Below are 22,755 nucleotides of genomic sequence, written 5' to 3'. Positions count from 1 at the left end.
GGCGGTGCTCAGCCGAACGGGTCGTGGTCCAGTGCGCAGAGCGTGGCCGGTGCCGGTAGTGCGCCCGTGGTGAAGTAGCCGTCCAGCCGGTCGTCGATGCAGGCGCTCTTGCCCCGGGCGCCGTGGCCGTACGTGTCCAGGGTCAGCAAGCGCGCGTTCGCCAGCAGGCGCTCCGTGCGTTGCGCTCCGGCATACGGTGTCTCCAGGTCGCCCTGGCGGTTGGCCAGCAGGAGGATCGGGGCCGTGGGGCGGTTCCACGGTCCGGCGTAGCGGCCCGGGTCCGTCACCTCCCAGCTCGCGCACGGCAGCGTCTTGTAGACGTCGAACCGGCCGAAGCCGCGGCCGATCCGGTCCGCGCGCCGGGCGTAGTCCCACCAGACGGCCGGGTCTCGCGGGTTTGCCGCGTCCGAACAGAGTGTGGCGCCGCCGCCCAGGAGGGAGTCGATGTCCGGTGGGCCGCCCTGGGTGGCCGGGGCCGGGGACGCCGGGTCGGCCAGTGCTCGGAGGAACGCCGCCAGCTGCGGCGCCGACCGGGCGTCGGTCAGGTAGTCGTGGATGCGGGCGATGGCGCTCTGGTACGTGACGACGGTCTGCCGCCCGGCCGGGTCGGTCACCGTGATCGGGCCGCGTTCGAGCCTGTCGAGGATGGCGTCGTAGTCGAACGTGCAGCGGGCGCCGCAGGCGGTCAGGAAGGACTCCAGCGCCCGTGGCGCGTCCGAGAAACCCTGGAGGCGATAGCTCATCGGCGCGGCGCCGGTCGACCAGCGCACCGGGTCGTCGACCGCGTCGAGAGCCATCGAACCGACCCGGCCGGGGAACAGGTTCGCGTACGTCTCGCCGAGGTACGTGCCGTACGACTTGCCGTAGTACCGGAGCTTCGGCTCTCCGAACGCCGCGCGCAGCCTGTCCAGGTCACGGGCGATCGTCCCGGTCGAGAGGTGGTTCGCCAGCGGACCCGCGTTCTGTTCGCAGAGGTCGGTGACCGTGCGCGTGTCGGCGATCTGCTGCTGCTCGGCCGCGCGGGTCAAGGGGAAGGTGCCGAGCGCGCGTTGCAGCACTTCGAGCTGCGACGGGTCGGTGAAGCAGTGGATCTTCGAGCTGGCGCCGACCCCGCGCGGGTCGAAGCCGACGATGTCGAAGCGGGCGTGCAGGGCCGGGGTCAACGCGGGCGCGAACCGGCCGGACGAGCCGGGGCCGCCCGGGTTGGCGAAGATCGTGCCCAGCTTGTGGGCCTGGTCGGCGGCGGGCAACCGGCCCACCGCGATGCGGACCGTGCCCGCCGAAGGGTCCTGATAGGACAGTGGCACGTCGAGGTGGCCGCACTCGTAGCCGGCCGGGCAGGAGTCTTCCCAGACGATCCGGGCGGGGCTCGCCGCGGCCACGGGCGCACTCAAGGCGACCGCGCCCGCGGCGGCCCCCAGCGCCAGCGCAACACGGAGTTTCCGAGGATTCATCCGCCGATGGTCTCGCCACCGGATCCGGGGACGCGCTGGTGCGCGCCCCCGGATCCGCGGTGGGGCGGGCCCTACGCGGTGAGCTTCGGGATGATCTGCGACCCGTAGGCCGCCAGCGTCGCTTCGCGGTCGTCGTGCATCAGGTACAGCGAGAACTGGTCCACGCCCAGCTCGGCCAGCTCCTGCAGCCGCTCGACGTGGGCGGACGCCGGCCCCAGCAGGCAGAACCGGTCGACGATCTCGTCCGGGACGAACTCCGTCGACGGGTTGCCCGCCTTGCCGTGGTGGCTGTAGTCGTAGCCTTCCCGCTCGCGGATGTAGTCGGTCAGCTCGCGCGGTACCGCGCCCGACGAGCCGTACCGCGCCACCAGGTCCGCGACGTGGTTGCCGACCATCCCGCCGAACCAGCGCAGCTGTTCGCGCTGGTGGGGCAGGTCTTCGCCGACGTACGCCGGGGCCGCGACGCAGATCGTGATGCCGCCCGGGTCGCGCCCGGCCGCCCGGGCCGCATCACGGACCGCGCCGATCGTCCAGCGGGCGATCGCCGGGTCGGCGCACTGGAGGATGAAGCCGTCGGCGTGCTCGCCGACCGTCTTCAGCGCCTTCGGCCCGTACCCGGCCATCCACATCTCGAGCTGCCCGTTGCGGACCCACGGGATCTGCACGGCCTTCCCGCGCAGTTCCGCCTCGCGGCCTTCGGCGAGGTCCTTCACGGTCCGCATGCAGTCCCGCACGGTCGCCAGGTCCGACGGCGGCAGCCCGACCACCCGGTGCGCCGAGTCGCCGCGGCCGATGCCGCACACCGTCCGGTTGCCGTACATGTCGTTGAGCGTGGCGAACGTCGACGCCAGCACCGACCAGTCCCGCGTGCCCGGGCTGGTCACCATCGGTCCGACGACGAGAGACGACGTCGCGGCCAGCACGGCGGAATAGATGACGAACGGTTCCTGCCACAGCACGCAGGAGTCGAACGTCCAGCCGTAGCGGAACCCGGCGTCTTCGGCGTCCTTCATGAGCCGCACGACGTCCCGCGCGGGCGGGTCGGTCTGCAGCACGATTCCGAAGTCCATCGCAACCTCAGTTCAGGTACTGGTTGAGCGAGCGGGACAGGAACTTGCCGTGTGACGTCGACCCGGTGAACCCGTCCGGCGACACCACGACGCGCCCACGTGACAGCACCGTGTGCACCCGGCCGGTGATCTCGAGCCCTTCGTACGCCGAGTAGTCCACGTTCATGTGGTGTGTCTCAGCCGACAGCGTCTGCGTTGCCGAAGGGTCGTAGATCACGATGTCCGCGTCCGAACCCGCCGCGATGACTCCCTTCTTCGGGTACAGCCCGAACATCCGCGCCGGCGTTGCCGAGCACGTCTCGACCCAGCGGCCGAGCGTCAGCTCGCCGGCGACGACGCCCTGGTGTAGCAGGTCCATCCGGTGCTCGACACCCGGGATCCCGTTCGGGATGGCCCGGAAGTCGCCGCGGCCCAGCTCCTTCTGGTCCTTGAAGCAGAACGGGCAGTGGTCGGTGGACACCACGGACAGGTCGTTGGTCCGCAGGCCCCGCCACAGGTCGGCCTGGTGCGACTTATCCCGCAGCGGCGGCGAAGCCACGTACTTCGCGCCCTCGAAGTCCGGCTTCGCCAAGTCCTCAATGGACAGGTAGAGGTACTGCGGGCACGTCTCCGCGAAGACGTTCTGGCCGTCGTTGCGCGCTTCCGCCACCGCGGCCAGCGCCTGCGACGCCGACAGATGCACGATGTACAGCGGTGCGCCGGTCACCTTTGCGAGCTGGATCGCCCGCGACGTGGCTTCTCCTTCCAGTTCCGGCGGCCTGGTCAGGCCGTGTTGCACGGGGTCGATGTTGCCCGCGGCGAACGCCTGCGCCGCCAGCTGGTCGATCGCGATGCCGTTTTCCGCGTGCATCATGATCGTAGCGCCGATTTCCCGCGCTTTCTGCATCGCGAGCAGGATTTCCCCGTCCGTGGAGTAGAACACCCCCGGGTACGCCATGAACATCTTGAAGCTGCCGACGCCGCCGTCGACGCAGGCTTCCATCTCCTTCAGCGACTGGTCGTTGACGTCGGAGACGATCATGTGGAAGCCGTAGTCGATCGCGCAGTTCCCGTCGGCCTTCGCGTGCCATTTGTCCAAAGTGGACAACAGGGACGTGCCCTTGCTCTGCACGGCGAAGTCGATGATCGTGGTGGTCCCGCCCCATGCGGCCGCCGTCGTCCCGGTGGAGAAGGTGTCGACCGAGTGCGTGCCGCCGAACGGCATCTCCATGTGGGTGTGGGCGTCGATGCCGCCGGGCAGCACGTACTTCCCGGTGGCGTCGATCGTCTCGTCGCCGGTCAGCGTCCCGGGCGCCCCGACGGCGGCGATGGTCTCGCCGTCGACGAGGACGTCCGCCAGGAGCGCACCGGACGGCGAAACGACCTGGCCGCCCTGGATGAGCGTGGTCATCAGGCCTCCGCGAGCGGGCCGTAGGTGTCCGGGCGGCGGTCGCGGTAGAACGCCCACGTGTTCCGGACCTCCTCGAGCAGCGACAGGTCGAGGTCGCGCACCACCACCTCGTCCTCGGTGTCGGACGCGGCGTCGCCGACCAGCTGGCCGCGCGGGTCGACGAAGTACGTCTGGCCGTAGAAGTCGTTGTCGCCCAGCGGCTCCACGCCCACGCGGTTGATCGCGCCGACGAAGTACTCGTTCGCCACCGCGGCCGCCGGCTGCTCCAGCTTCCACAGGTACTGCGACAGGCTGCGGCTGGTCGCCGAGGGGTTGAACACGATCTTCGCCCCGGCCAGGCCGAGCGCGCGCCAGCCCTCCGGGAAGTGCCGCTCGTAGCAGATGTAGACGCCGATGCGGCCCACGGCCGTGTCGAACACCGGGTAGCCGAGGTTGCCGGGACGGAAGTAGAACTTCTCCCAGAACCCCTTGACCTGCGGGATGTGGTTCTTGCGGTACTTGCCGAGGTAGGTGCCGTCGGCGTCGATCACCGCGGCGGTGTTGTAGTAGACGCCGGGCTGCTCGACCTCGTACATCGGCACGATCAGCACGACGCCGTGGCGTTCGGCCACCTCCTGCATGAGCTTCGTGGTGGGCCCGTCCGGGATGGCCTCGGTGTAGGAGTAGTAGTCGGCGTCCTGCACCTGGCAGAAGTACGGCCCGTAGAACAGCTCCTGGAGGCAGACGACCTGGGCGCCCTGGGAAGCGGCGGTGCCGATGTGGTCGACCGCCGCCTTGATCATGGACTCCTTGTCACCCGTCCACCGCTGCTGGATCAGGCCGGCTCGAACCACGCTCACTGATTTCCTCCTTCGTTGTGGACAGGGGCAGGGACAGGGCGGCGAAGACGACGAACGCGCCGACCAGGCCGACCACCCAGTTGTAGTCGTAAAGCGGCTTGAGGAACGGGATCAGGCCGCTCTCGGGGAACGGCCCGCCGTACGCGCCGCCGACCGCGAGAACGGCTCCCACCAGCGTGGCGACCAGCGCGCGCCAGTTCCAGCCGCCGCTGAACCAATACACCCCATCGGGTGTGTAGAGGTCCTTCAGCCGCAGTTTCGTGCGGTTGACGACCCAGTACCCGGCGACGAGCACCCCGGCGACCGCCCCGAGCAGGCCACCGTAGAAGCCGAGCCACGCGAAGATGTAGATGTTCGGGTCGGAGTACAGCCGCCACGGCTGGATGAGGACGCCGATGACGCCGGTGATCCCGCCGCCGATCGCGAAGGTGATCTTCTTCGGGAAGGCGTTCGAGAAGTCGTAGGACGGGCTGACGACGTTGGCCGCCAGGTTCGCCGAGATCGTCGCCAGCACCAGCGCGATCAGGGCCACGACGACCACGATCGGGCTGGAGAACCGGTCCGCGAGCTTCGACGGGTCCCACAGCTCTTCGCCGTAGAGCAGCTTGCCGCCCGAGGTGGTCAGGATGGCCACGACCGCGATGAACGTCATCGTCGTCGGCAGGCCGAGGATCTGGCCGCGGACCTGCTTGCGCTGGCTGCCGCCGAAGCGGGTGAAGTCCGGCATGTTCAGCGACAGCGTCGACCAGAACGCGATCATCGCCATCAGCGCGGGCGCGAACACCTTCCAGAAGTCCGGGCCCCAGCCGAGCTTGCCGCCGTCGGACAGGATCGGGCCGAGCCCGCCCGCCTTGACCAGCACGTACCCGAGCATGATCAGGAAACCGACGGACACCAGCGGCGCCGTCCAGTTCTCGAACCGGCGGACCGCCTCCATGCCGCGCCAGATGATCAGCATCTGGCCGATCCAGAAGACCACGAAGGACAGCCAGAGCGTCCAGTGCTGCCCGGCGACCACGGCGGAGTCGCGCCACCACGAGCCGAGCAGCCTGCCGAGGATGACGTAGATGGCCTCGCCGCCGACCCACGTCTGGATGCCGAACCAGCCGCACGCGATGAACGCGCGCAGCAGCGCGGCCAGGTTGGCGCCGCGCAGGCCGTAGAAGGCGCGGGCGAACACCGGGAACGGGATGCCGTACTTCGTGCCGGCGTGGCTGTTGAGCAGCATCGGCGCGAGCACGACGAGGTTGCCGATCGTGATGGTGATCAGCGCCTGCACCCAGTTCATGCCGAGCGCGATGAGCGACGCGGCCAGGGCGTAGCTGGGGATGTTGTGCGCCATCCCCATCCAGAGCGCGAAGTAGTTGTAGGTGGTCCAGGTCCGTTTTGCGACGGGGACGGGGGCCAGTTCCTCGTTGAAGAACCGGCTGCCTTCGAGAGACCGGACGTCGGCGGGGTCGAGCTCGACCCGGCCGTCGTCGTGCACGCGCTGGTCTGCGGGTGTCGGCGCCATTGCGGAATCCTGCGCGCCAGGTCAGGGCCGTGGCAACGGCACTCTGTTCACTCTTCGCAGATCAGGAGTGCAGTCTGTCGATTGCGCGAAGGGGTGCCGGAGTGCATGACCTGGGTCACACATCCGGCCGTCATGAACCGGCAAAGAGGGTGAAACGTCTCCACAGGATCTTCACACTTCACGCGAACCGTCTCCACCGGGGGTGCTTAGGGTCGTGGTCATGGAACTGGGTGGGCGGCGGGTGCTGGTCGTCGAGGACGACGTCACGATCGCCGCGTCGATCGCGGCCCGGCTGCGGGCCGAGGGGTTCGGGGTGGACGTGGTCCACGACGGACCGGCGGCGGTCGCGGCCGAGGCCTCCGGGGAGCCGGACCTGGTCGTGCTGGACGTGATGCTGCCGGGGTTCGACGGCCTGGAGGTCTGCCGCCGGATCCAGGGGCGGCGTCCGGTGCCGGTGCTGATGCTGACCGCGCGCGCCGACGAGACGGACCTGCTGGTCGGGCTCGGCGTCGGCGCCGACGACTACCTGACCAAGCCGTTCTCGATGCGGGTGCTGACCGCGCGGGTGCACGCGCTGCTGCGGCGGGTCGAGCGTTCGTCGGCCGGTGCGTCGGGGGCCCGGATCGTGCTGGGTGACCTCGAAATCGACGTCGACCAGCGGCGGGTCGCGCGGGCGGGCGTCGCGGCGCAGCTGACGCCGATCGAGTTCGACCTGCTGGTGCACTTCGCGCGGCGGCCGCGAGTGGTGCAGCCGCGGGAACGGCTGCTGTCGGAGGTGTGGGACTGGGACGTCCACGGCACGTCCTCGGGCACCCGGGCGGTGGACAGCCACATCAAGGCGCTGCGGCGGAAGCTCGGCGCGGACCTGATCCGGACGGTGCACGGCGTCGGCTACGCGTTGGAGGCGGGATCGTGAACTTCGTGCCGCGGCCGCTGGATCGGATCCGGTCGATCAAGCTGAAGCTGGCGATCCTGATGGTCGCCTCGGGTGGGGTGGCGTTCGCGTTCTTCAACTGGCAGATCGGCTGGCTGCCGCCGAAGACGACGATCACCGCGATGGTGCTGGCGCTGGTGTTGTCGCAGGTGCTGGCGCACGGCATGACGCGGCCGCTGAGGGAGATGACCGCGGCGGCGCGGGCGATGGCCAAGGGCGACTACACGCGCCGGATCCGGGCCACCACGCGGGACGAGGTCGGGGTACTGGCCCAGGCGTTCAACCAGATGGCGGGCGACCTCGGGAACGCCGACCGGCAGCGCCGCGAGCTGATCGCGAACGTGTCCCACGAGCTGCGGACGCCGATCACGGCGTTGAGCGGGGTGCTGGAGAACCTCGTCGACGGCGTCGAGGAACCCGATCCGGCGACGTTGAAGACGGCGTTGCAGCAGACCGAGCGCCTGGCTTCGCTGGTGGACGAGCTGCTGGACCTCTCGCGGCTGGACGCGGGGGCGCTGCCGCTCCAGAAGACGGCGTTTTCGCTGTGGTCGCTGCTGTCGGAAGCGGTGGGGGAGGCGCGGTTCGCGGGCCGCGGGGTGACGTTCGAGGTGTCGGTGTCGCCGGAGGGAGCGGTGGTGACGGCGGACCGCGGGCGGCTGTTCCAGGTGGTGGCGAACCTGCTGGAGAACGCGGCCCGCCACGGCCCGGCGGGTGGGCAGGTCCGGGTGGTGGCGCAGGTGCGGCAGGGGGAAGTGCGCATCGACGTGTGCGACGAGGGGCCGGGGATCGCGCCGGCGGACCGCGAGCGGGTGTTCGAGCGGTTCACCCGCGGGGAGCGGCCGTCCGGCGGGGGGACGGGGCTCGGGCTGGCGATCGCCCGGTGGGCGGTGGACCTGCACGGCGGGACGATCGGCGTGGTGGACCAGTCACCGGGGACGGGCAGCCGGATCCGGGTGACGTTGCCGGCTTAGGGCTGGGGTTGGCGGTGGCCCGTGGGGTGGGTGCGGGCCGTGGGATTTGCGAACGGGAAGTGGGCGGAGATGCCGAAGAGCAGTGTGGGCGGGGCCGGGGAAAGGGTGCCGCGGGGGAAGCGGTCGGGTGGGGGCGGGCCAAAGGTGGGGGTCGGCGGGGATTCGGACGCGGGTGTGCCGCGGGTGGCCGTGGGCGAGTCGGCGGAGGTGGGGCCGCGGTCGCGGCGGGGCGGGGGTGCGGCGGCGCTCGCGGAGCGGGGCTCGGAGGCCTCGGGGGCCGGTCCTGGTGGGGGCGCCGTTGTGCCGCCCGGTGCTTCGACCGCGGGTGGCGGGGTGGCCGTTGCCGCGCCACCTGTGCTCATGCCGCCGGTGCCGCCGCCGAAGTCCGTTGTCGTTCCGCTGCCTGCCTCCGTTCTCCCGGCCGCCGGGCTGGCCGGGGTTGCGGGCGCGCTTCTCCTGCCCGTCGACCGGCCCGGGGTGGGGTGGCTGCTCTCCGGGCTGGCCGTTGCCGGCGGTGTCTTCGTCGCCGACCGGCGCTCCCGGGAGGGGGCGCCGGGGGTCTTCACCTGGCGCAGCGCCGGGTGGGCCGCTCTCGCGCTCGCGCTGCTCGCCGTGGGCGCCGTGCGGGCGTCCGGGTGGCTGTTCGTCCTCTGCGTCATCGCCGCCGCGGTGGCCGGGTCGCTGGCCGTCGTCGGGGAGCGGACCGTCAACTCCGTTCTCTACGACATGCTCGCCGTCCCGATCGAGGCCTTCCGGGCCGTTCCGTGGGTCGGGCGCGGGGCCGGCCGGTTCACCGCCCGCCGCGACGGAGTGGCCCGGCGGATCGCCCTCGCCGTGCTCGCCGCCGCCGGGATCGTCGGGGTCTTCGTGCCGCTGCTCGCCAGTGCCGACGCCGCCTTCGCCGCCGTCGTCAACGCCGTCGTCCCCGATCTCAGCGTCGCGACGCTCGTGCGGTGGTGCTCGGTGTTCGCCGTCGTCAGCCTGGTCGTCGCCGGGGCCTGCTACTTCCTGGCCGCGCCCGCGCCGCGCGCGTCCGTCGTCCGTCCACACCGGACCGGATACGGTCTGGAGTGGACGGTCCCGCTCGCCGTCCTCGTCCTGGTGTTCGGCGTCTTCGTCGGGGTGCGGCTGGTCGTGCTGTTCGGCGGGACCGAATACGTCCTGCGCACCAGCGATCTGACGTCGGCCGAGTACGCCCGCGGCGGCTTCTGGCAGCTGTGCGCCGTCACCGTCCTGACGCTGGCCGTCGTCGCCGCGGCACTGCGGTGGGCGCCGGACTCGACGAAGGCCGACCGGCTCCGGCAGCGCGTCCTGCTCGGAGCGCTCAGCGCGCTGTCCCTGGTGCTCGTCGGTTCCGCGTTGAGTCGCATGTGGACGTACCAGCAGGCGTACGGCTTCACCGTGCTGCGGCTGCTGGTCGAGGTCTGCGAACTCTGGTTCGGCGCGCTGTTCGTGCTGGTCCTGGCAGCCCTGGTCCGGCTGCGCCCGGCGTGGCTGCCCCGCGCGGCGATCGGCACGGCCGCGGCGGCGCTGCTGGTGCTGGCCGTCCTGGACCCGGAACGCCTGATCGCCGACGCCAACCTCGACCGCGCGGCCACCGGCAAGCCCCTCGACGACCGTTACCTGGCCCGCTTCTCCGCCGACGTGGTCCCGGTCGTCTCGGACCGCCTGCACGAGCCGCTGCGCACGTGCGTGCTCCGGCAGGTCCTGCGCGACGACACCCCGGACGCCTGGCCGGAGTGGAACCTCAGCCGCTCGACGGCTCGTGAGGTGACGTTCGGCCCGGTCACCGCCTGCGGCTGAACCGGACCGGCGAGTAGCCCGTGGTTAAGAGTTACGCGGGAGCCACCGGGCCGTCGTGGGGGCGGCCCGGCGGCTTCCGCGCAGTCACGTCGGCCAGCAGGGCTTCCCACGATCGGGTGGTAACGGAGAGTGTGCCGCCCGAGCGGTCTTTCGTGTCGCGGATCTGCGACAGCCCCGCGAGCCGCACTTCCACGCAATTGCCTTCGGGGTCTTCGCCGCTGTGAGAGGACTTCCGCCAGGCGGCATCTGACATTTCAGGCCTCCAGTTCGGTGATCACCCCCTGGATGAGCTGCTCCGAATCGTGCTCGCTCAACGCCAGGGCGGACAAGGTCGCCACTGCCCCACGGTAGTCGGCCAGGTGATCGTCATGGTAGACGTAACCGTTGCTGCGGTAGTGCTCCAGATAGACGATCGGCGGCAGGTCTGCGAAGTCGAAGATCACGAACGGCCCGTAAAGCCCCGGGTGGTAGCCGCAGCGCTCCGGCAGGATGCGAACCGAAACGTTGCGTGCGCGGGAGGCTGCGAGCACGTGGCGGAGCTGCTCGGCCATCACCGGCTGGTCGCCGATGTTCTGGCGCAGCACCGACTCATTGAGCACCGCCCGGTACTGCAGCGCCTGCCAGCCGGTCAGGACATCGCGGCGGGCGAGGCGGACGATCACATGCTTCTCGATGTCCTGCTTCGGGCGCGCCGCGGCGGCGAAGATCGCCCGCATGTAGGCGGGTGTCTGCAGAAGCCCGGGGATCAACCCCGAAGCCCACTCGAACATCTCGGTGGCGGTCCGCTCGTACTCGACGAACGTCGCCGTGGGAGGCGCGTGCTGCTCGAGCCAGTTGGGTTCGTTGGCGTTGCGGGCCAGCTCCAGGAGCCGGTCACGTTCGCCGGATTCCACCCGCAGCGCGGTGAGGATCGTCGCGACATCCTCGATCTTCGGTACTCGCTTGCCGCTTTCCCAGTTCGAGATGTTCTGCGGCAGCACATCTATCAACCGGCCCAGCTCGCGGACCTTCAAACCGCGGGCCTGCCTGGCTCTCTTCATCCCGAAACCCAGCGCGCGGGCCCGGGGCGTGGCGATCGGTGGTGGCATGGGGCACAGCCTGCCGGGGAGCAGGCCGTGCCCCATCGGGTGATGCCGGTCCGCTGTCGCGGAAGCGTGTCAGAACGCGAAGACCTCGTCCGAATCCCGATCGGCCTCGCAGCGGTTCGCGTACGTCGTCTTGTACGACACCGGCTTTCCGCGCCAGGTGCCGATCGCCGTCGCTTCCACCGGTGCGTAGATCAGCGTGCACGCCTGGTGCCGCGCGTTGATCCGAGAGAAGTCACCACCCGCGCTCGTCAGCACCGCGCACGCTTTGTCGCGCTTGGGGTGCGTGCCGCCCGCGGGCTCGCACGTCAGGACCACCGAGCCGATGCGGCCGGCGGTGTCGTGGGTGGTCAGGTGCAGCGTCGAGGCCGGGGGTTGCGCCGGCGCCAGACAGCCGATGCTCATCAAGCACGCTGCCAACGGGATCAAGGCCATATCGGTGTCATCGGCCGTCCGGAGCCGATCACTGTGCTGCACGTCCGGGTGAGTCTTCTTCGCTCGGCCGGGTGAGGTTCGCTGCCAGCAGGGCCACGTACAGCGACAACATCGACTCCGGGTCCTCCAGCCGCACCCCCAGGACCTGCTCGATCCGGGCGAGCTGCTGGTAGTACGCCGTCCGGGACGTGTGGGCCGCCGCGGCCGCCGCCGACTTGTTGCCGCCCTGCTCGCAGTAGTGCCGCAACGCCTGCACCAGCCGGCTGCCCGTCGCGGCGTCGCGCTGGAGCAACGGCCCGAGCTCGCGTGCCGCGAAAGCCGTCACGCGCTCGTCGCCGGACAGCAGGTGCAGCAGGCCGCGCAGGCGGACGTCGGACAGCCGGTGCAGCGGCCGTTCCACGCCCGCGCCCAGCGCCGCCGCGGCGACCTGGCTCGCTTCCAGCAGCGTCCGGCGGGCTTCGGCCGGGGACGTCACCGTCGTCCCGACCGCGAGCACGCCCGGCGCGCTGCCGCGGGCTTCGTGGACGTCGGTGGCGAGGCGGTGCAGCACGGCGTCGGCGTTCGCCTCCGGCGACAGCGCGATCAGCGCCCGCACGCCGAGGTCGTCCGTCGCCACCAGGGCCGACACCTTCGCGCGGCGCGCCGCCAGCACCGTCGCCTCGGCCAGCTCGCGCAGCACCGGCGGCGTCGACAACGCAGGCCGCGCTGTCGCGGTCAGCCGCGGCCGGACCGCCAGCCCGACCAGCTGCCGCCCGGGCAGCGGCACGGCCAGCGCCGACGCGCGGGCCAGCAGCTCGGCCGTCGGCGCCGGGGACGCCAGCAGCTCGGCGAGCACCGCGCGGTGGGCCTGGCGCTCGAGGCCGTCGGAGTCCTTGGCGACCAGCCGGTGCACGGCCAGCGCCGACGCGGCCCGCTCGGCGACCACCCGGTGGCGGTGCGGCGGCTGGTCGGCGCAGACGAGGATCAGCCGTCCCCAGTCGTGCCCGCGCGCGCCGACCACGGTCACCAGCCAGCCCGACCCGGGGTGGTAGCCGGTCCGCTCGCCGACCTGGACCACTCGCGACCGGGCCGGCCAGCCGGTGAGCAGCTCGGCCGGGTCGGTGCCGGCCGCGTCGTAGGCGAGGACCTCGTGCGACAGCGTCTCCAGCACCACCGGCTGCTCGGTGAGCCGGGCGACCTCACCCAGGACGACGCCGGGTTCGGCGCCCGCGACCGTCAGCGCGGTGAACGTCTCGTGCACGCGCTCGGCGGCGCGCAGCTCGGCGACCTGGGCGTCGACGATCTGGCCGTTCACCGCTTCGGTGACGCTCACGAACCGCGTCTCGCGCGAGAGCGTCACCAGGGGGAGTCCGTGCTCCTCGGCCGCGCCGACCAGCGCGGACGGCAGCTTGTCGCTCCAGTGCCGGACCAGCTCGACCACCACCCCGGCCGCGCCGACCCCGGCCAGGTCGGCGACGTAGCGGGCCAGCGCCGGGCCGTCGTCGGGCAGCGCGACGCCGGTGGTCAGCACCAGCTCGCCGCCGCGCAGCAGGTGCGCGATGTCGGCGACCTCGGCGACGTGGGCCCAGCGCACCGGCGCGTCCAGCCCGGCCGCGCCGGCGACGACGTGCGGACGGCCCTGGCGCAGCACCGGCAGCGCGAGGACCTCGGCAACGGTCGGGTACATGGCTCCTCGAGATGATCGGCAGGGACAGACTGTACGGCCGCGACGGCTAGTGCGTACACGTTGCCGATGGCCTGGCGTGGCGCCCGCCCGGAGACTCAGGGCGGACGTTGCCGCCAGCGAAGGAGTGCCCGCCGTGACCGACCGCATCAGCCACTGGATCGACGGCAAGCCGTTCAGCGGGACCGCCGCTCGCTCCGGAGAGGTCTTCGACCCGGCCACCGGCCAGGTCAGGGCGCACGTCGACTTCGCGGGCGACGCCGAGGTCGAAGCCGCCGTCGCCGCGGCCAAGGCGGCGCTGCCGGGCTGGCGCGGGACGTCGCTGGCCGGCCGGACGCGGGTGCTGTTCGCCTTCCGCGAGCTGCTGTCCGCGCGCAAGCACGAGCTGGCGAAGATCGTCACGAGCGAGCTCGGCAAGGTCGAGTCCGACGCGGCCGGGGAGATCGCCCGCGCGATCGAGAACGTCGAGTTCGCCTGCGGTGCCGCCCAGCTGCTCAAGGGCGGGTTCAGCGAGAACGCCTCCACCGGCGTCGACGTCTACTCGATCGCCCAGCCGCTGGGCGTGGTCGGCGTGATCTCGCCGTTCAACTTCCCGGCCATGGTGCCGCTGTGGTTCGTGCCCAACGCGCTGGCCTGCGGGAACACCGTCGTGCTCAAGCCGAGCGAGAAGGACCCGTCGGCGGCGGTGTTCATCGCGGAGCTGTTCGCCGAGGCCGGGTTGCCGGCGGGCGTGCTGAACGTGCTGCACGGCGACAAGGTGGCCGTGGACGGGCTGCTGACGCACCGCGACGTCAAGGCGATCTCGTTCGTCGGGTCGACGCCGATCGCGCGGTACGTCTACGAGACCGGTACCCGGCACGGGAAGCGCGTCCAGGCGCTCGGCGGCGCGAAGAACCACATGGTGGTGCTGCCGGACGCCGACCTCGACCTGGCCGCCGACGCCGCCGTGTCGGCCGGGTTCGGCTCGGCGGGGGAGCGGTGCATGGCGGTTTCGGTGGTGGTGGCCGTCGACCCGGTCGGCGACGCACTCGTGCAGAAGATCACCGAGCGGATGGCCCGGCTGCGCGTCGGCGACGGCCGTGACCCGGAGTCGGAGATGGGCCCGCTGGTCACCAAGGCCCACCACGCCCGCGTCGAGTCCTATGTGGACGCCGGAGTGGGCGAGGGTGCGTCCCTGGTCGTCGACGGCCGCGGGATCGAGGTGCCCGGGGACGGCTTCTGGCTCGGCCCGACGCTGTTCGACCACGTCCGCCCGGAGATGTCGATCTACACCGACGAGATCTTCGGCCCGGTGCTGTCGGTGGCCCGCACGGCCTCCTACGACGAGGCGCTGGAGCTGATCAACGCCAACCCGTACGGCAACGGCACGGCGATCTTCACCGGTGACGGCGCGGCCGCGCGGAAGTTCCAGAACGAGGTCGAGGTGGGCATGGTCGGGGTCAACGTCCCGATCCCGGTCCCGGTCGGCTACTACTCGTTCGGCGGCTGGAAGGACTCGCTGTTCGGCGACAGCCACGCGTACGGGCCGGAAGGGTTCCACTTCTTCACCCGGACGAAGGTGGTCACCTCCCGCTGGCCGGACCGCTCGCACGCCGGGGTCAACCTGGGCTTCCCGCGCAACTCCTGAGCGCGGCCCGGCTCGCGTCGTCCGCGGGACGGCCGATCAGCAGCCGCTGGCCGGCGTCCCGCAACGGCACGAGGACTTCGAAGTCGACGGCGACCACCCCGGCGGCGGGGTGGCGCAGCACCTTGCTCCCGCGGCCGGTGCCGCGGACGTCCCGTTCCGCCCACAACCGCGCGAACTCTTCGTTGCCGTCGGTGCATTCGGCGATGAGCGCGGTCAGCACGGGGTCGTCCGGGTGCGCGGCCCACGCGGTGCGCAGGTGGTTGATCCCTTCGCGCACCACGCGTTCGCGGTCGACGTAGTACTCGCGGACCTCCGGGTGCAGCAGGCACAGCCACATCGCGTTCCGCCGTGACGGCGGCAGTTCGGCGAAGTCCAGCAGCAGGTGCGCCATCTCCTCGTTCCAGGCGAGGATGTCGAAGCGGTGGTTCAGCAGCATGACCGGCAGCGGCGACAGGTCTTCGACCAGCCGCGCGAGCGACGGCTCGGCGGCGGTGGCGGGCTCGCCGGTGCCACGGGGACGCTGCCCGGTCAGGTCGAAGAAGTAGGCGCGTTCTTCCTCGGTCAGGCGCAACGCCCCCGACAGCGCCTCCACCACGGCCGCCGAAGGGCGCAACCCGCGGGCCTGCTCCAGCCGCACGACGTAGTCGACGCTGACCCCGGCCAGCTCGGCGACCTCTTCGCGGCGCAGGCCCGGGGTCCGCCGCGACCGGCGCACCGGCAGGCCGAAGTCGCGCGGGTCCAGGCGTTCCCGCCGGGTCCGCAGGAACGCGGCCAGCTCCAGGGTGGCGGTGATCATGTCCGGTCCAACCGCCGGGGTGGGACTCGTGTTCCCAGGAACTTCCTTCCCTTACCCCCGGTCCGCCCCGGTTCCAGGCTGGTGCCCGACGCTGCGACCACAGGAGGAACCGATGGCACTCACCCTCGACACCTACCGGCTGCTGGGCCGGTCCGGGCTGCGGGTTTCCCCGCTGGCGCTGGGCACGGCGACCTTCGGCACCGAGTGGGGCTGGGGCGCGGAGGCGGCCGAGGCCCGCAAGCTGTTCGACACCTACGTCGAACGGGGCGGCAACTTCCTCGACACGGCCCCGACGTACACCGACGGCAGCTCCGAGCGGCTGCTGGGCGAGTTCGCCCGCGAGCGCCGCGAAAGCCTGGTGCTGGCGACCAAGTACACGACGCTGCGCCGCCCCGGCGACCCGAACTCCGGCGGCCCGCACCGCAAGAGCCTGTTCGGGTCCGTCGAAGCCAGCCTGCGGCAGCTGGGCACGGACTACCTCGACGTCCTGTTCCTGCACGTCTGGGACTTCACGACACCGGTGGAGGAGATCCTGCGCGGCCTCGACGACCTGGTCCGCCAGGGCAAGGTCCGGTACGTGGCGATGTCGAACGTCCCGGCCTGGGAGGTCTCGCGGATGCAGGCGATCGCCGACCTGCGGGGCTGGTCGCCGCTGATCGCGCTGCAGGTCGAGTACAGCCTGATCCGGCGGGACGCCGAACGCGACCTGATCCCGATGGCACGGGAGCTCGGCCTCGGCGTGACGCCGTACTCGCCCCTGGGCGGCGGCGTGCTGTCGGGCAAGTACCGCGGCGCCGGGTCCGGGGAGAGCACCCGCCGCAGCTTCAACGCGGGACTGGGCATGGTCACCGACCGCACGCTCGCCATCGCCGACGTCGTCACCGAGGTCGCGGAAGCGGCGGGGCACACGCCCGCGCAGGTCGCGCTGGCCTGGACGCTGCGGAACCCGGGCGTGACGGCGCCGGTCGTCGGCGCCCGCACGCTCGACCAGCTGGAGGGCAACCTGGGCGCCCTCGACGTCGAGTTCACGCCGGAGCAGCTGGCCCGCCTCGACGAGGTGAGCGCGATCGAGCTCGGCTACCCGCACGACCTGCTCGGCGGCGAGCACCTCCGCGCGGTGACCCGCGGGGAAATGGTGATCGAGCCGCGGGTCACGACGGCAGGACGTTGACCAGCAGCTTGGAGCGCGGGGCGATCAGCACGGTGTTGACCCGCTCCGGCTGGATCCGCCCGCGGAGCTTCCGCTCCAGCGGGTAGGTCCGGCCGCCGGCGCGCAGGCTGAACGATTCGAGGCTTTTGAACCCCTCGGGGCTGCGGTGCAGGCCGATCGGGTACTCGTCGGTGAGGCGGGCGGTGTCGAAGTCGTGCGTCCAGCCCGTGACCGCGACCAGCCGGCCGCCGAAGGCGTCGGCGAGCCGCCGCCAGCAGACGAACGCGAACCAGCCGGTGATCGCCAGGAGCGGGACCACCGTGCCGAGCACCTCGCCCGCGGTCTCCGCCACGAGCGCGATGCTCGCCGTCACCACCAGACCGGCGACGACGAGGACCGCCGCGGCCCAGAAGGCCGGGTCGAGCAGCTTGCCGCGCTGCGCGGGGTGGAGCCGGCCGTTGCGGTTGGCCAGCTCCACTTCCGGCCGGTCGTTCACTCGCCCTCCCCCTCGGGGTGTTCCTTCTCGTAGGCTTCCCGGGCCTCGTGGTAGCGGTCGTACTGCTCGTTTTCCTGGCGGCGGCCCTCGGCCGCCACGCCGATCCCGTCGGCGAGGTCGAACCCGGGCACCCCGTCGCCTTCCCGCCACTTCTTCTGGTTGAGGAAGCTGCGGCCCTCCTCGGAGTACTGGCCAGGCCCTTCGAGCTTCTCGCGGCCCGGGACGCGCTCCTTGGCGGCGTCGCTCCAGCCCTTCGCCGTCTCCTCGGCGGACTTCGCCTCGCGGCCCGCCTGCTTCAGCTCGTCGGCCCTGCGCTCGATGCCCGCCGCCGTGTCCACGCTCTTGTCCACGATCCGGTCGGCCGCCTTGCCCGCCTTCTTCAGCGCGTTCGCCGCGCCTTCGAGGGCCGCCTTCGACTTGCCCGCGCCCTTCGCCAGGCCCTCCAGCTTCTCGACGATCTTCGCGATGCGCGTGCTGATCTTCTCCGCCAGCACGCCGCCCTCGATCACCGTGTCCGCGATGAACGCCGCGATCGTGCCGCCGAAGGTGCACCACGACGCCGCCAGCGCGGCCAGCGCCTTGACGATCAGCTCGCCCACGAACGACGAGATCATGTCCCGGATCAGCCCGCGCTCGGTGCCGACCAGGGCCGCGCCGACGTTCATCGCCGTCGACGCGCCTTCGGCGTGCGAAGCCGCGCCGCGCAGGACGCCGACGTAGCTCTCCGCCGTCCGCTGGTAGGCCTCGGCGGACCCGCAGTCGCTGAAGGACTGCTGGACCGCCTTCGCCTTCTGCTCGTAGCTCTCGGCCGTCTCGGTGAGCTGCTTGGCGATGTTCGTCCAGGTCACGGCCTTGGCGGTGATCGACTCGGGCTTGCCGGCGAGCTTGTCGAGGCCGTCCTTGAGGAAGCTGATGTGCTCGATCAGCCAGCCGACCCCGGCGCTCGCCAGGGTGCCGAGCGGGTCCATCGCGGCGCCGAGCAGGTCGAGGGCGTCCGTGCCGACGTCCATGGCGAAGTTGCCCCAGTCGCCGTTGCGGGCGTCGGTGAGCGTCGACGCCGCATCGCTGAAGATGCCGGCGCCGCCGGTCTGCGCGTTGAGGTTGTCCAGCTCGCCCTTCGAGCCGTCGCCCATGCCGCTCCAGAAGCCGTTCGCCGGCTCGGCCGTCGCGACCAGTGCGTTCTCCGTCATGCGGGCAGCTCCTTGCCGATGCCTTCGATCAGGCACTTCGTCTTGTGCTCGTGGTCGCGGAACGCGGTGTGGGCGGTCTTCACCCGGTCCGCGACTTCGTGGCCGGCCTCGACCGCGGCGGCGAGGAAGCTGTCGGCGGTGTCGACCCACGCCTGGATGGGGACCGCGAAGACCTGCCCGACCAGCCCGAACGCGTCGAAGTCGAGGGCCTGCGCGGTGCCGGCGGCGTCGAGCGCCTGCTGGACCTTGGCGGCGATCTCGCGGATCTCGTCCTCGTGGCCGCCGAGGACGTCGAAGTCGACCTTCAGAGCTTGCAGAGTCATCACAGCCCCCGGCGCAGGATCGGGCCGCCGAAGTCGTCGTCGGACGGCGGTTTCCGGCGCGGTTCCCCGCGGTGTTCTTCGGGGACTTCGGGCGCCGGAATCTGTTCCTTGAGGAATTCCATCGCTTCGCTGCGCTCGCCGATCACCGGCGCCATGATGCCGGTCAGCTGCTGCGCGGCGTCGAGCTGGGCGCGCTTGGCCGCGGCCAGGACAGCCTGCGCCAGCCGGGTCCTCGGCAGCTCGCCCGCGCGCGGGCCGAAGCTGAGTTCCTGCAGCGCACCGGCGGTGTTGACGGTGACCGTGACGGCCCCGTCGGCGCTCGTGGCGGTCGCCGAGACACGCTGGAGACGAGCCTTCGCCTCGGCCGCGCGCCGGGCGATTTCGGGCATACCGGCCGAAGCCGGGTCAAAATTGTTCACGGCGACCTCGTCAGTCGGGGAAGGATGTGTGACTCAGAGGGAGCAAACCGGTTTTCGGTTCCCCATTCAAGCTGGAAAAGTATTTCCAGAACAATTCATGGGCATCGGTTTGCGTGCTCTTTACCCGGCGCGGGCGGCCCGTGTTGAGCGCGCCGGGCTCAGGCTTCCGTAAACTCGGAGCGAGCAGCGAGCGAGGTAGGTGAGGAACCGGTGGCCAACGCGGAGGAGCGCCGCTTCGACGTGCTGCGCGCGATCGTGGCCGACTACGTGTCCAACCAGGAACCCGTCGGGTCCAAGGCGATCGTCGAGCGGCACAACCTGGGTGTGTCGAGCGCCACCGTGCGCAACGACATGGCGACGCTCGAAGAAGAGGGTTACATCACCCAGCCGCACACCAGTGCCGGCCGGGTCCCGACCGACAAGGGCTACCGCCTCTTCGTCGACCGCCTGTCGGAGATCAAGCCGCTGAGCGCGGCCGAGCGGCGGGCCATCACCACGTTCCTCGACAGCGGCACCGACCTCGACGACGTCCTCCGGCGCTCGGTCCGGCTGCTCGCGCAGCTGACCCGCCAGGTCGCCGTGGTCCAGTACCCGATGCTGACCAACGCCAAGGTCCGGCACCTCGAAGTGGTGCCGCTCACCCCGGCGCGGCTGATGCTGGTGCTGATCACCGACAACGGGCGCGTCGACCAGCGCACGGTCGACCTCGGCGACGTCGTCACCGAAGAGGACGTCGCCCGGCTCCGCACCGTGCTCAACGCCGCGATGTCCGGACGGCGGCTCAACGACGCCGCGGCGCGCGTCGCCGAGCTGCCCGACAAGTCGCCCGGCGAGCTGCGGGACGCGCTCATCCGCGTCACCACCGTGCTGGTCGAGTCGCTGGCCGAACACCCGGAGGAGCGCCTGGTGCTCGGCGGCACCGCGAACCTCACCCGCAACGTCGCCGACTTCCCCGGCTCGCTGCGCCAGGTCCTCGAAGCGCTCGAGGAACAGGTCGTCGTGCTGAAGCTGCTGGCCGCCGCGCGCAACCCCGGTGCGATCACGGTGCGCATCGGTGAGGAAAATGAAGACGAGCAGATGCGCAGCACCTCGGTCGTCTCGATCGGCTACGGCCGCGACGACGTCGTGCTCGGCGGCATGGGAGTCGTCGGCCCGACCCGGATGGACTATCCGGGCACGATCGCCGCGGTGCGGGCGGTCGCCAACTACGTGGGGCAGATCCTGGCCGGCCGCTGAGCCGGGCAGAGCAGAAGGAGAAGCAGAGACGGTGGCGAGGGACTACTACGGCATCCTCGGGGTGGCCAAGAACGCGAGCGATCAGGAGATCAAGCGCGCGTACCGGAAGCTGGCCCGTGAGCTGCACCCCGACGTCAACCCGTCGGACGACGCGCAGCACAAGTTCGCCGAGGTCACGACGGCGTACGAAGTGCTGTCCGACCCGCAGAAGCGCAAGATCGTCGACCTCGGCGGCGACCCGATGGACAACGGCGCGCGCGGTGGGGGCGGCGGCGACCCGTTCGCCGGCTTCGGCGGCCTCGGCGACATCATGGACGCCTTCTTCGGCGCGGCCGGCGGGGGCGGCGGGCGCGGGCGGGGCCCGCGCAGCCGCGTCCAGCCCGGCTCCGACGCGCTGATCCGGCTCGGGCTCACCCTCGAGGAGTGCGCCACCGGCGTCGACAAGGAGATCGCCGTCGACACCGCGATCGTCTGCGACCTGTGCCGCGGCGCGGGCACCAGCGAAGGCACCTCGGTCAAGACCTGCGACACCTGCGGCGGCGCCGGCGAGGTCCAGTCCGTCCAGCGGTCGTTCCTCGGCCAGGTCGTCACGGCCCGCCCCTGCCCGGTCTGCCGCGGCTTCGGCGAGGTCATCCCCGACCCCTGCCGCCAGTGCGGCGGCGACGGCCGCATCCGCGCCCGCCGCAACGTCACCGCGAAGATCCCGCCGGGCGTCGGCGACGGCATGCGCATCCGGCTGTCCGGCCAGGGCGAGGTCGGCCCCGGCGGCGGCCCGGCCGGCGACCTGTACGTCGAGATCGACGAGACCCCGCACGAGGTCTTCGTCCGGCAGGGCCACGACCTGCACTGCAACTTCCGCATCCCGATGACCACGGCCGCGCTCGGCGCCACGGTGCCGATCTCGACCCTGGTCGACGGCGACTACGAGCTCGACGTCGAACCGGGCACCCAGCCCAACGCCGAGCTCGTCCTCACCGGCAAGGGCATGCCGCGGCTGCGGTCCTCCGGCCGCGTCGACGGCCGCGGCGACCTGCACGTCCACATCGACGTCGTGGTCCCGACCAAGCTCGACGAGGCCCAGCGCGAACTCCTCGTCGAGCTGGCCCAGCAGCGCGGCGAAGAGGTCCCGACGCTGGCGTCCAACGGCACCAAGCACGGCGGGCTGTTCTCCAAGCTCCGCGCCAAGAACCACCGCTGACCGTGCCCGACACCACCCTGCCGGTCTTCCTCGCCGCGTCGGTGCCGGCTTCGGGCCGCGCGCTCCTCGACGGCGAGGAGGCCCGGCACGCAGCCACGGTCCGCCGCCTGCGCGTGGGCGAGCGGCTGGTCCTGTCCGACGGCGCGGGCGCGATGGCCCGCTGCGTCGTCGAGGGCGTCCAAACCGGGCGGGACGCGCTGGTGACGCTGTCGGTCGAGTCGTCGTGGACCGAGGAGCCGCCCGCGCTGCGCGTCCTGGTCGCCCAGGCGCTGGCCAAGGGCGACCGCGGGGAACTCGCCGTCGAACTCGCCACCGAGGCCGGGGTCGACGCGATCGTCCCGTGGCGGGCCGCTCGGAGCGTCGCGAAGTGGGAAGACGGCGGCCGCGGCGACAAGGCGCTCGCGCGGTGGCGGGCCACGGCCCGGGCGGCCGCGAAACAGGCCCGGCGGGCGCACGTCCCGGAGGTCACCGAGCCGGTGACCACGGGCGAGCTGGCCGGGCTCGTGGCGACCACGTCCCTGGCCATCGTGCTGGAATCGGACGTACCGGACCGGCTCACCGACCTGGCGCTGCCCGACACCGGCGACGTGCTGCTGGTCGTGGGCCCCGAAGGCGGCATCACCGACGACGAACTCGCTGCCCTGCGCGAAGCCGGCGCCCAGGCGGTGCGCCTGGGCACGACGGTGCTGCGGACCTCCACCGCGGCCGCGGTGGCCCTCGGCGCCCTCGGCGCACTCACCACCCGCTGGCAGTAGATCACCAAAAAACCAGGCGAAATTTGCGCCCAGTTATGGCGCGATCACGCTCCGACCCGTTACTCTCATTTACTAACGCACCGTTCATCGTCTCGGTGCGCACTGGGAAGAAAGACTCCGCCGGGCACCTCCCCCCTCGGTCCGGCGGCCGCCGCGGTCGCGGTGAGGCGACCCCCAGGCTTCACCGCCACCGCGGCATCTCCTCGCTCGCTTCGCTCGCGGTCGAGCCGCGGTTCTGGTTTCGTTGTTTTCTCTGGGGGTCAAACCCCCAGACCCCCAGCGGGGGGGGGGGCCCCCCCCCCCCCCCCCCCCGGGGGGGGGGGGGGGGGGGGGGGGGGCCGGGGGGGGGGGGGGGGGCCGGCCCGCGGGCGCCGCAAACACAGCGACGCGCCCGGGGGGAAGCGCGGG

Annotated in this window: 22 protein-coding genes; 8 read left to right on the top strand and 14 right to left on the bottom strand. The window is 71.7% G+C overall.

Going from position 1 to position 22,755, the window contains the following annotated elements:
• Positions 1-8 precede the first annotated feature (8 nt).
• From ACWEGE_RS14840 to ACWEGE_RS14820, 5 genes are all read right to left on the bottom strand, one after another.
• The gene (locus ACWEGE_RS14840; RefSeq protein WP_449660981.1) at positions 9-1,454 is read right to left on the bottom strand and encodes an alpha/beta hydrolase; all 1,446 of its coding nucleotides are present in this window, start codon (positions 1,452-1,454) and stop codon (positions 9-11) included.
• A 71-nt stretch (positions 1,455-1,525) separates the two neighbouring features.
• Complete coding sequence (locus ACWEGE_RS14835) at positions 1,526-2,524, bottom strand: TIGR03842 family LLM class F420-dependent oxidoreductase (RefSeq protein WP_449660980.1); 999 nt, start codon at positions 2,522-2,524, stop codon at positions 1,526-1,528.
• 7 nt (positions 2,525-2,531) lie between these two features.
• Entirely contained in the window at positions 2,532-3,914 is a 1,383-nt protein-coding gene (gene hydA / locus ACWEGE_RS14830; protein WP_449660979.1) for a dihydropyrimidinase, read from the bottom strand.
• Positions 3,914-4,696 (bottom strand): nitrilase-related carbon-nitrogen hydrolase, encoded by a 783-nt coding sequence (locus tag ACWEGE_RS14825; RefSeq protein WP_310972674.1) that lies wholly within the window; start codon positions 4,694-4,696, stop codon positions 3,914-3,916. Before ACWEGE_RS14825 ends, hydA begins: the two co-directional genes overlap by 1 nt.
• Positions 4,697-4,706: 10 nt before the next feature.
• Positions 4,707-6,266 carry an NCS1 family nucleobase:cation symporter-1 gene (locus ACWEGE_RS14820; RefSeq protein WP_449660978.1) on the bottom strand — a complete coding sequence of 520 codons (1,560 nt, stop codon included), beginning with the start codon at positions 6,264-6,266 and terminating at the stop codon, positions 4,707-4,709.
• 220 nt (positions 6,267-6,486) lie between these two features.
• On the opposite strand from ACWEGE_RS14820, the gene ACWEGE_RS14815 reads away from it, so the two are divergent.
• The 3 genes from ACWEGE_RS14815 to ACWEGE_RS14805 all read left to right on the top strand — a co-directional run bounded on the left by ACWEGE_RS14815 (position 6,487) and on the right by ACWEGE_RS14805 (position 9,974).
• The gene (locus tag ACWEGE_RS14815) at positions 6,487-7,182 is read left to right on the top strand and encodes a response regulator transcription factor (RefSeq protein ID WP_449660977.1); all 696 of its coding nucleotides are present in this window, start codon (positions 6,487-6,489) and stop codon (positions 7,180-7,182) included.
• Positions 7,179-8,171: a HAMP domain-containing sensor histidine kinase gene (locus tag ACWEGE_RS14810; RefSeq protein WP_449660976.1), complete on the top strand. Its 993-nt coding sequence runs from the start codon at positions 7,179-7,181 to the stop codon at positions 8,169-8,171. The genes ACWEGE_RS14815 and ACWEGE_RS14810 overlap by 4 nt, the downstream gene beginning before the upstream one ends.
• 360 nt (positions 8,172-8,531) lie before the next feature.
• Positions 8,532-9,974, top strand: coding sequence for a DUF4153 domain-containing protein (locus tag ACWEGE_RS14805; RefSeq protein ID WP_449660975.1), 1,443 nt, complete (start codon positions 8,532-8,534; stop codon positions 9,972-9,974).
• A 31-nt stretch (positions 9,975-10,005) separates the two neighbouring features.
• Here ACWEGE_RS14805 and ACWEGE_RS14800 read toward each other — a convergent pair whose 3' ends face one another.
• From ACWEGE_RS14800 to ACWEGE_RS14785, 4 genes are all read right to left on the bottom strand, one after another.
• The gene (locus ACWEGE_RS14800; protein ID WP_449660974.1) at positions 10,006-10,227 is read right to left on the bottom strand and encodes a DUF397 domain-containing protein; all 222 of its coding nucleotides are present in this window, start codon (positions 10,225-10,227) and stop codon (positions 10,006-10,008) included.
• Between the two features lies 1 nt (position 10,228).
• Positions 10,229-11,062, bottom strand: coding sequence for a helix-turn-helix domain-containing protein (locus tag ACWEGE_RS14795; protein ID WP_449660973.1), 834 nt, complete (start codon positions 11,060-11,062; stop codon positions 10,229-10,231).
• Between the two features lie 69 nt (positions 11,063-11,131).
• Positions 11,132-11,464 carry an SSI family serine proteinase inhibitor gene (locus ACWEGE_RS14790; protein WP_449660972.1) on the bottom strand — a complete coding sequence of 111 codons (333 nt, stop codon included), beginning with the start codon at positions 11,462-11,464 and terminating at the stop codon, positions 11,132-11,134.
• Positions 11,465-11,522: 58 nt separating this feature from the next.
• Positions 11,523-13,160 (bottom strand): PucR family transcriptional regulator, encoded by a 1,638-nt coding sequence (locus tag ACWEGE_RS14785; RefSeq protein WP_449660971.1) that lies wholly within the window; start codon positions 13,158-13,160, stop codon positions 11,523-11,525.
• A gap of 133 nt (positions 13,161-13,293) precedes the next feature.
• On the opposite strand from ACWEGE_RS14785, the gene ACWEGE_RS14780 reads away from it, so the two are divergent.
• A complete protein-coding gene (locus tag ACWEGE_RS14780) occupies positions 13,294-14,784 on the top strand; it encodes a CoA-acylating methylmalonate-semialdehyde dehydrogenase (RefSeq protein ID WP_449660970.1) in 1,491 nt (496 codons plus the stop codon).
• On the opposite strand, the gene ACWEGE_RS14775 is transcribed toward ACWEGE_RS14780, so the two are convergent.
• Complete coding sequence (locus ACWEGE_RS14775; protein ID WP_449660969.1) at positions 14,756-15,580, bottom strand: helix-turn-helix transcriptional regulator; 825 nt, start codon at positions 15,578-15,580, stop codon at positions 14,756-14,758. The genes ACWEGE_RS14780 and ACWEGE_RS14775 overlap by 29 nt on opposite strands.
• 112 nt (positions 15,581-15,692) lie before the next feature.
• Between ACWEGE_RS14775 and ACWEGE_RS14770 the strand changes: the two genes are divergently transcribed.
• Positions 15,693-16,751 (top strand): aldo/keto reductase, encoded by a 1,059-nt coding sequence (locus tag ACWEGE_RS14770; protein WP_449660968.1) that lies wholly within the window; start codon positions 15,693-15,695, stop codon positions 16,749-16,751.
• Here the strand turns inward: ACWEGE_RS14770 and ACWEGE_RS14765 are convergent.
• The 4 genes from ACWEGE_RS14765 to ACWEGE_RS14750 are packed head-to-tail and all read right to left on the bottom strand — an operon-like array spanning position 16,732 to position 19,158.
• The gene (locus ACWEGE_RS14765) at positions 16,732-17,226 is read right to left on the bottom strand and encodes a hypothetical protein (RefSeq protein WP_449660967.1); all 495 of its coding nucleotides are present in this window, start codon (positions 17,224-17,226) and stop codon (positions 16,732-16,734) included. The genes ACWEGE_RS14770 and ACWEGE_RS14765 overlap by 20 nt on opposite strands.
• Positions 17,223-18,416 (bottom strand): PPE domain-containing protein, encoded by a 1,194-nt coding sequence (locus ACWEGE_RS14760; protein WP_449660966.1) that lies wholly within the window; start codon positions 18,414-18,416, stop codon positions 17,223-17,225. The genes ACWEGE_RS14765 and ACWEGE_RS14760 overlap by 4 nt, the downstream gene beginning before the upstream one ends.
• Complete coding sequence (locus ACWEGE_RS14755) at positions 18,413-18,739, bottom strand: type VII secretion target (RefSeq protein ID WP_449660965.1); 327 nt, start codon at positions 18,737-18,739, stop codon at positions 18,413-18,415. The genes ACWEGE_RS14760 and ACWEGE_RS14755 overlap by 4 nt, the downstream gene beginning before the upstream one ends.
• Positions 18,739-19,158 (bottom strand): YbaB/EbfC family nucleoid-associated protein, encoded by a 420-nt coding sequence (locus tag ACWEGE_RS14750; RefSeq protein WP_449660964.1) that lies wholly within the window; start codon positions 19,156-19,158, stop codon positions 18,739-18,741. The genes ACWEGE_RS14755 and ACWEGE_RS14750 overlap by 1 nt, the downstream gene beginning before the upstream one ends.
• Before the next feature lie 210 nt (positions 19,159-19,368).
• Here ACWEGE_RS14750 and hrcA point away from each other — a divergent pair, with 210 nt between their 5' ends.
• Genes hrcA through ACWEGE_RS14735 form a run of 3 tightly spaced genes read left to right on the top strand, consistent with a single transcriptional unit; the run spans position 19,369 to position 22,347 of the window.
• Positions 19,369-20,394: a heat-inducible transcriptional repressor HrcA gene (gene hrcA / locus ACWEGE_RS14745; RefSeq protein WP_206792948.1), complete on the top strand. Its 1,026-nt coding sequence runs from the start codon at positions 19,369-19,371 to the stop codon at positions 20,392-20,394.
• Positions 20,395-20,425: 31 nt separating this feature from the next.
• Positions 20,426-21,592, top strand: a complete 1,167-nt coding sequence (dnaJ, locus tag ACWEGE_RS14740; RefSeq protein WP_449660963.1) for a molecular chaperone DnaJ — start codon at positions 20,426-20,428, stop codon at positions 21,590-21,592.
• 2 nt (positions 21,593-21,594) lie between these two features.
• Positions 21,595-22,347, top strand: a complete 753-nt coding sequence (locus ACWEGE_RS14735) for a 16S rRNA (uracil(1498)-N(3))-methyltransferase (protein WP_449660962.1) — start codon at positions 21,595-21,597, stop codon at positions 22,345-22,347.
• The last annotated feature ends 408 nt before the right edge of the window (positions 22,348-22,755 follow it).

This window comes from Amycolatopsis sp. NPDC004747 (genome assembly GCF_053601335.1).
The sequence above is the reverse complement of the archived record's forward strand: the minus strand, read 5'-3'. Positions and strand labels throughout refer to the sequence as shown.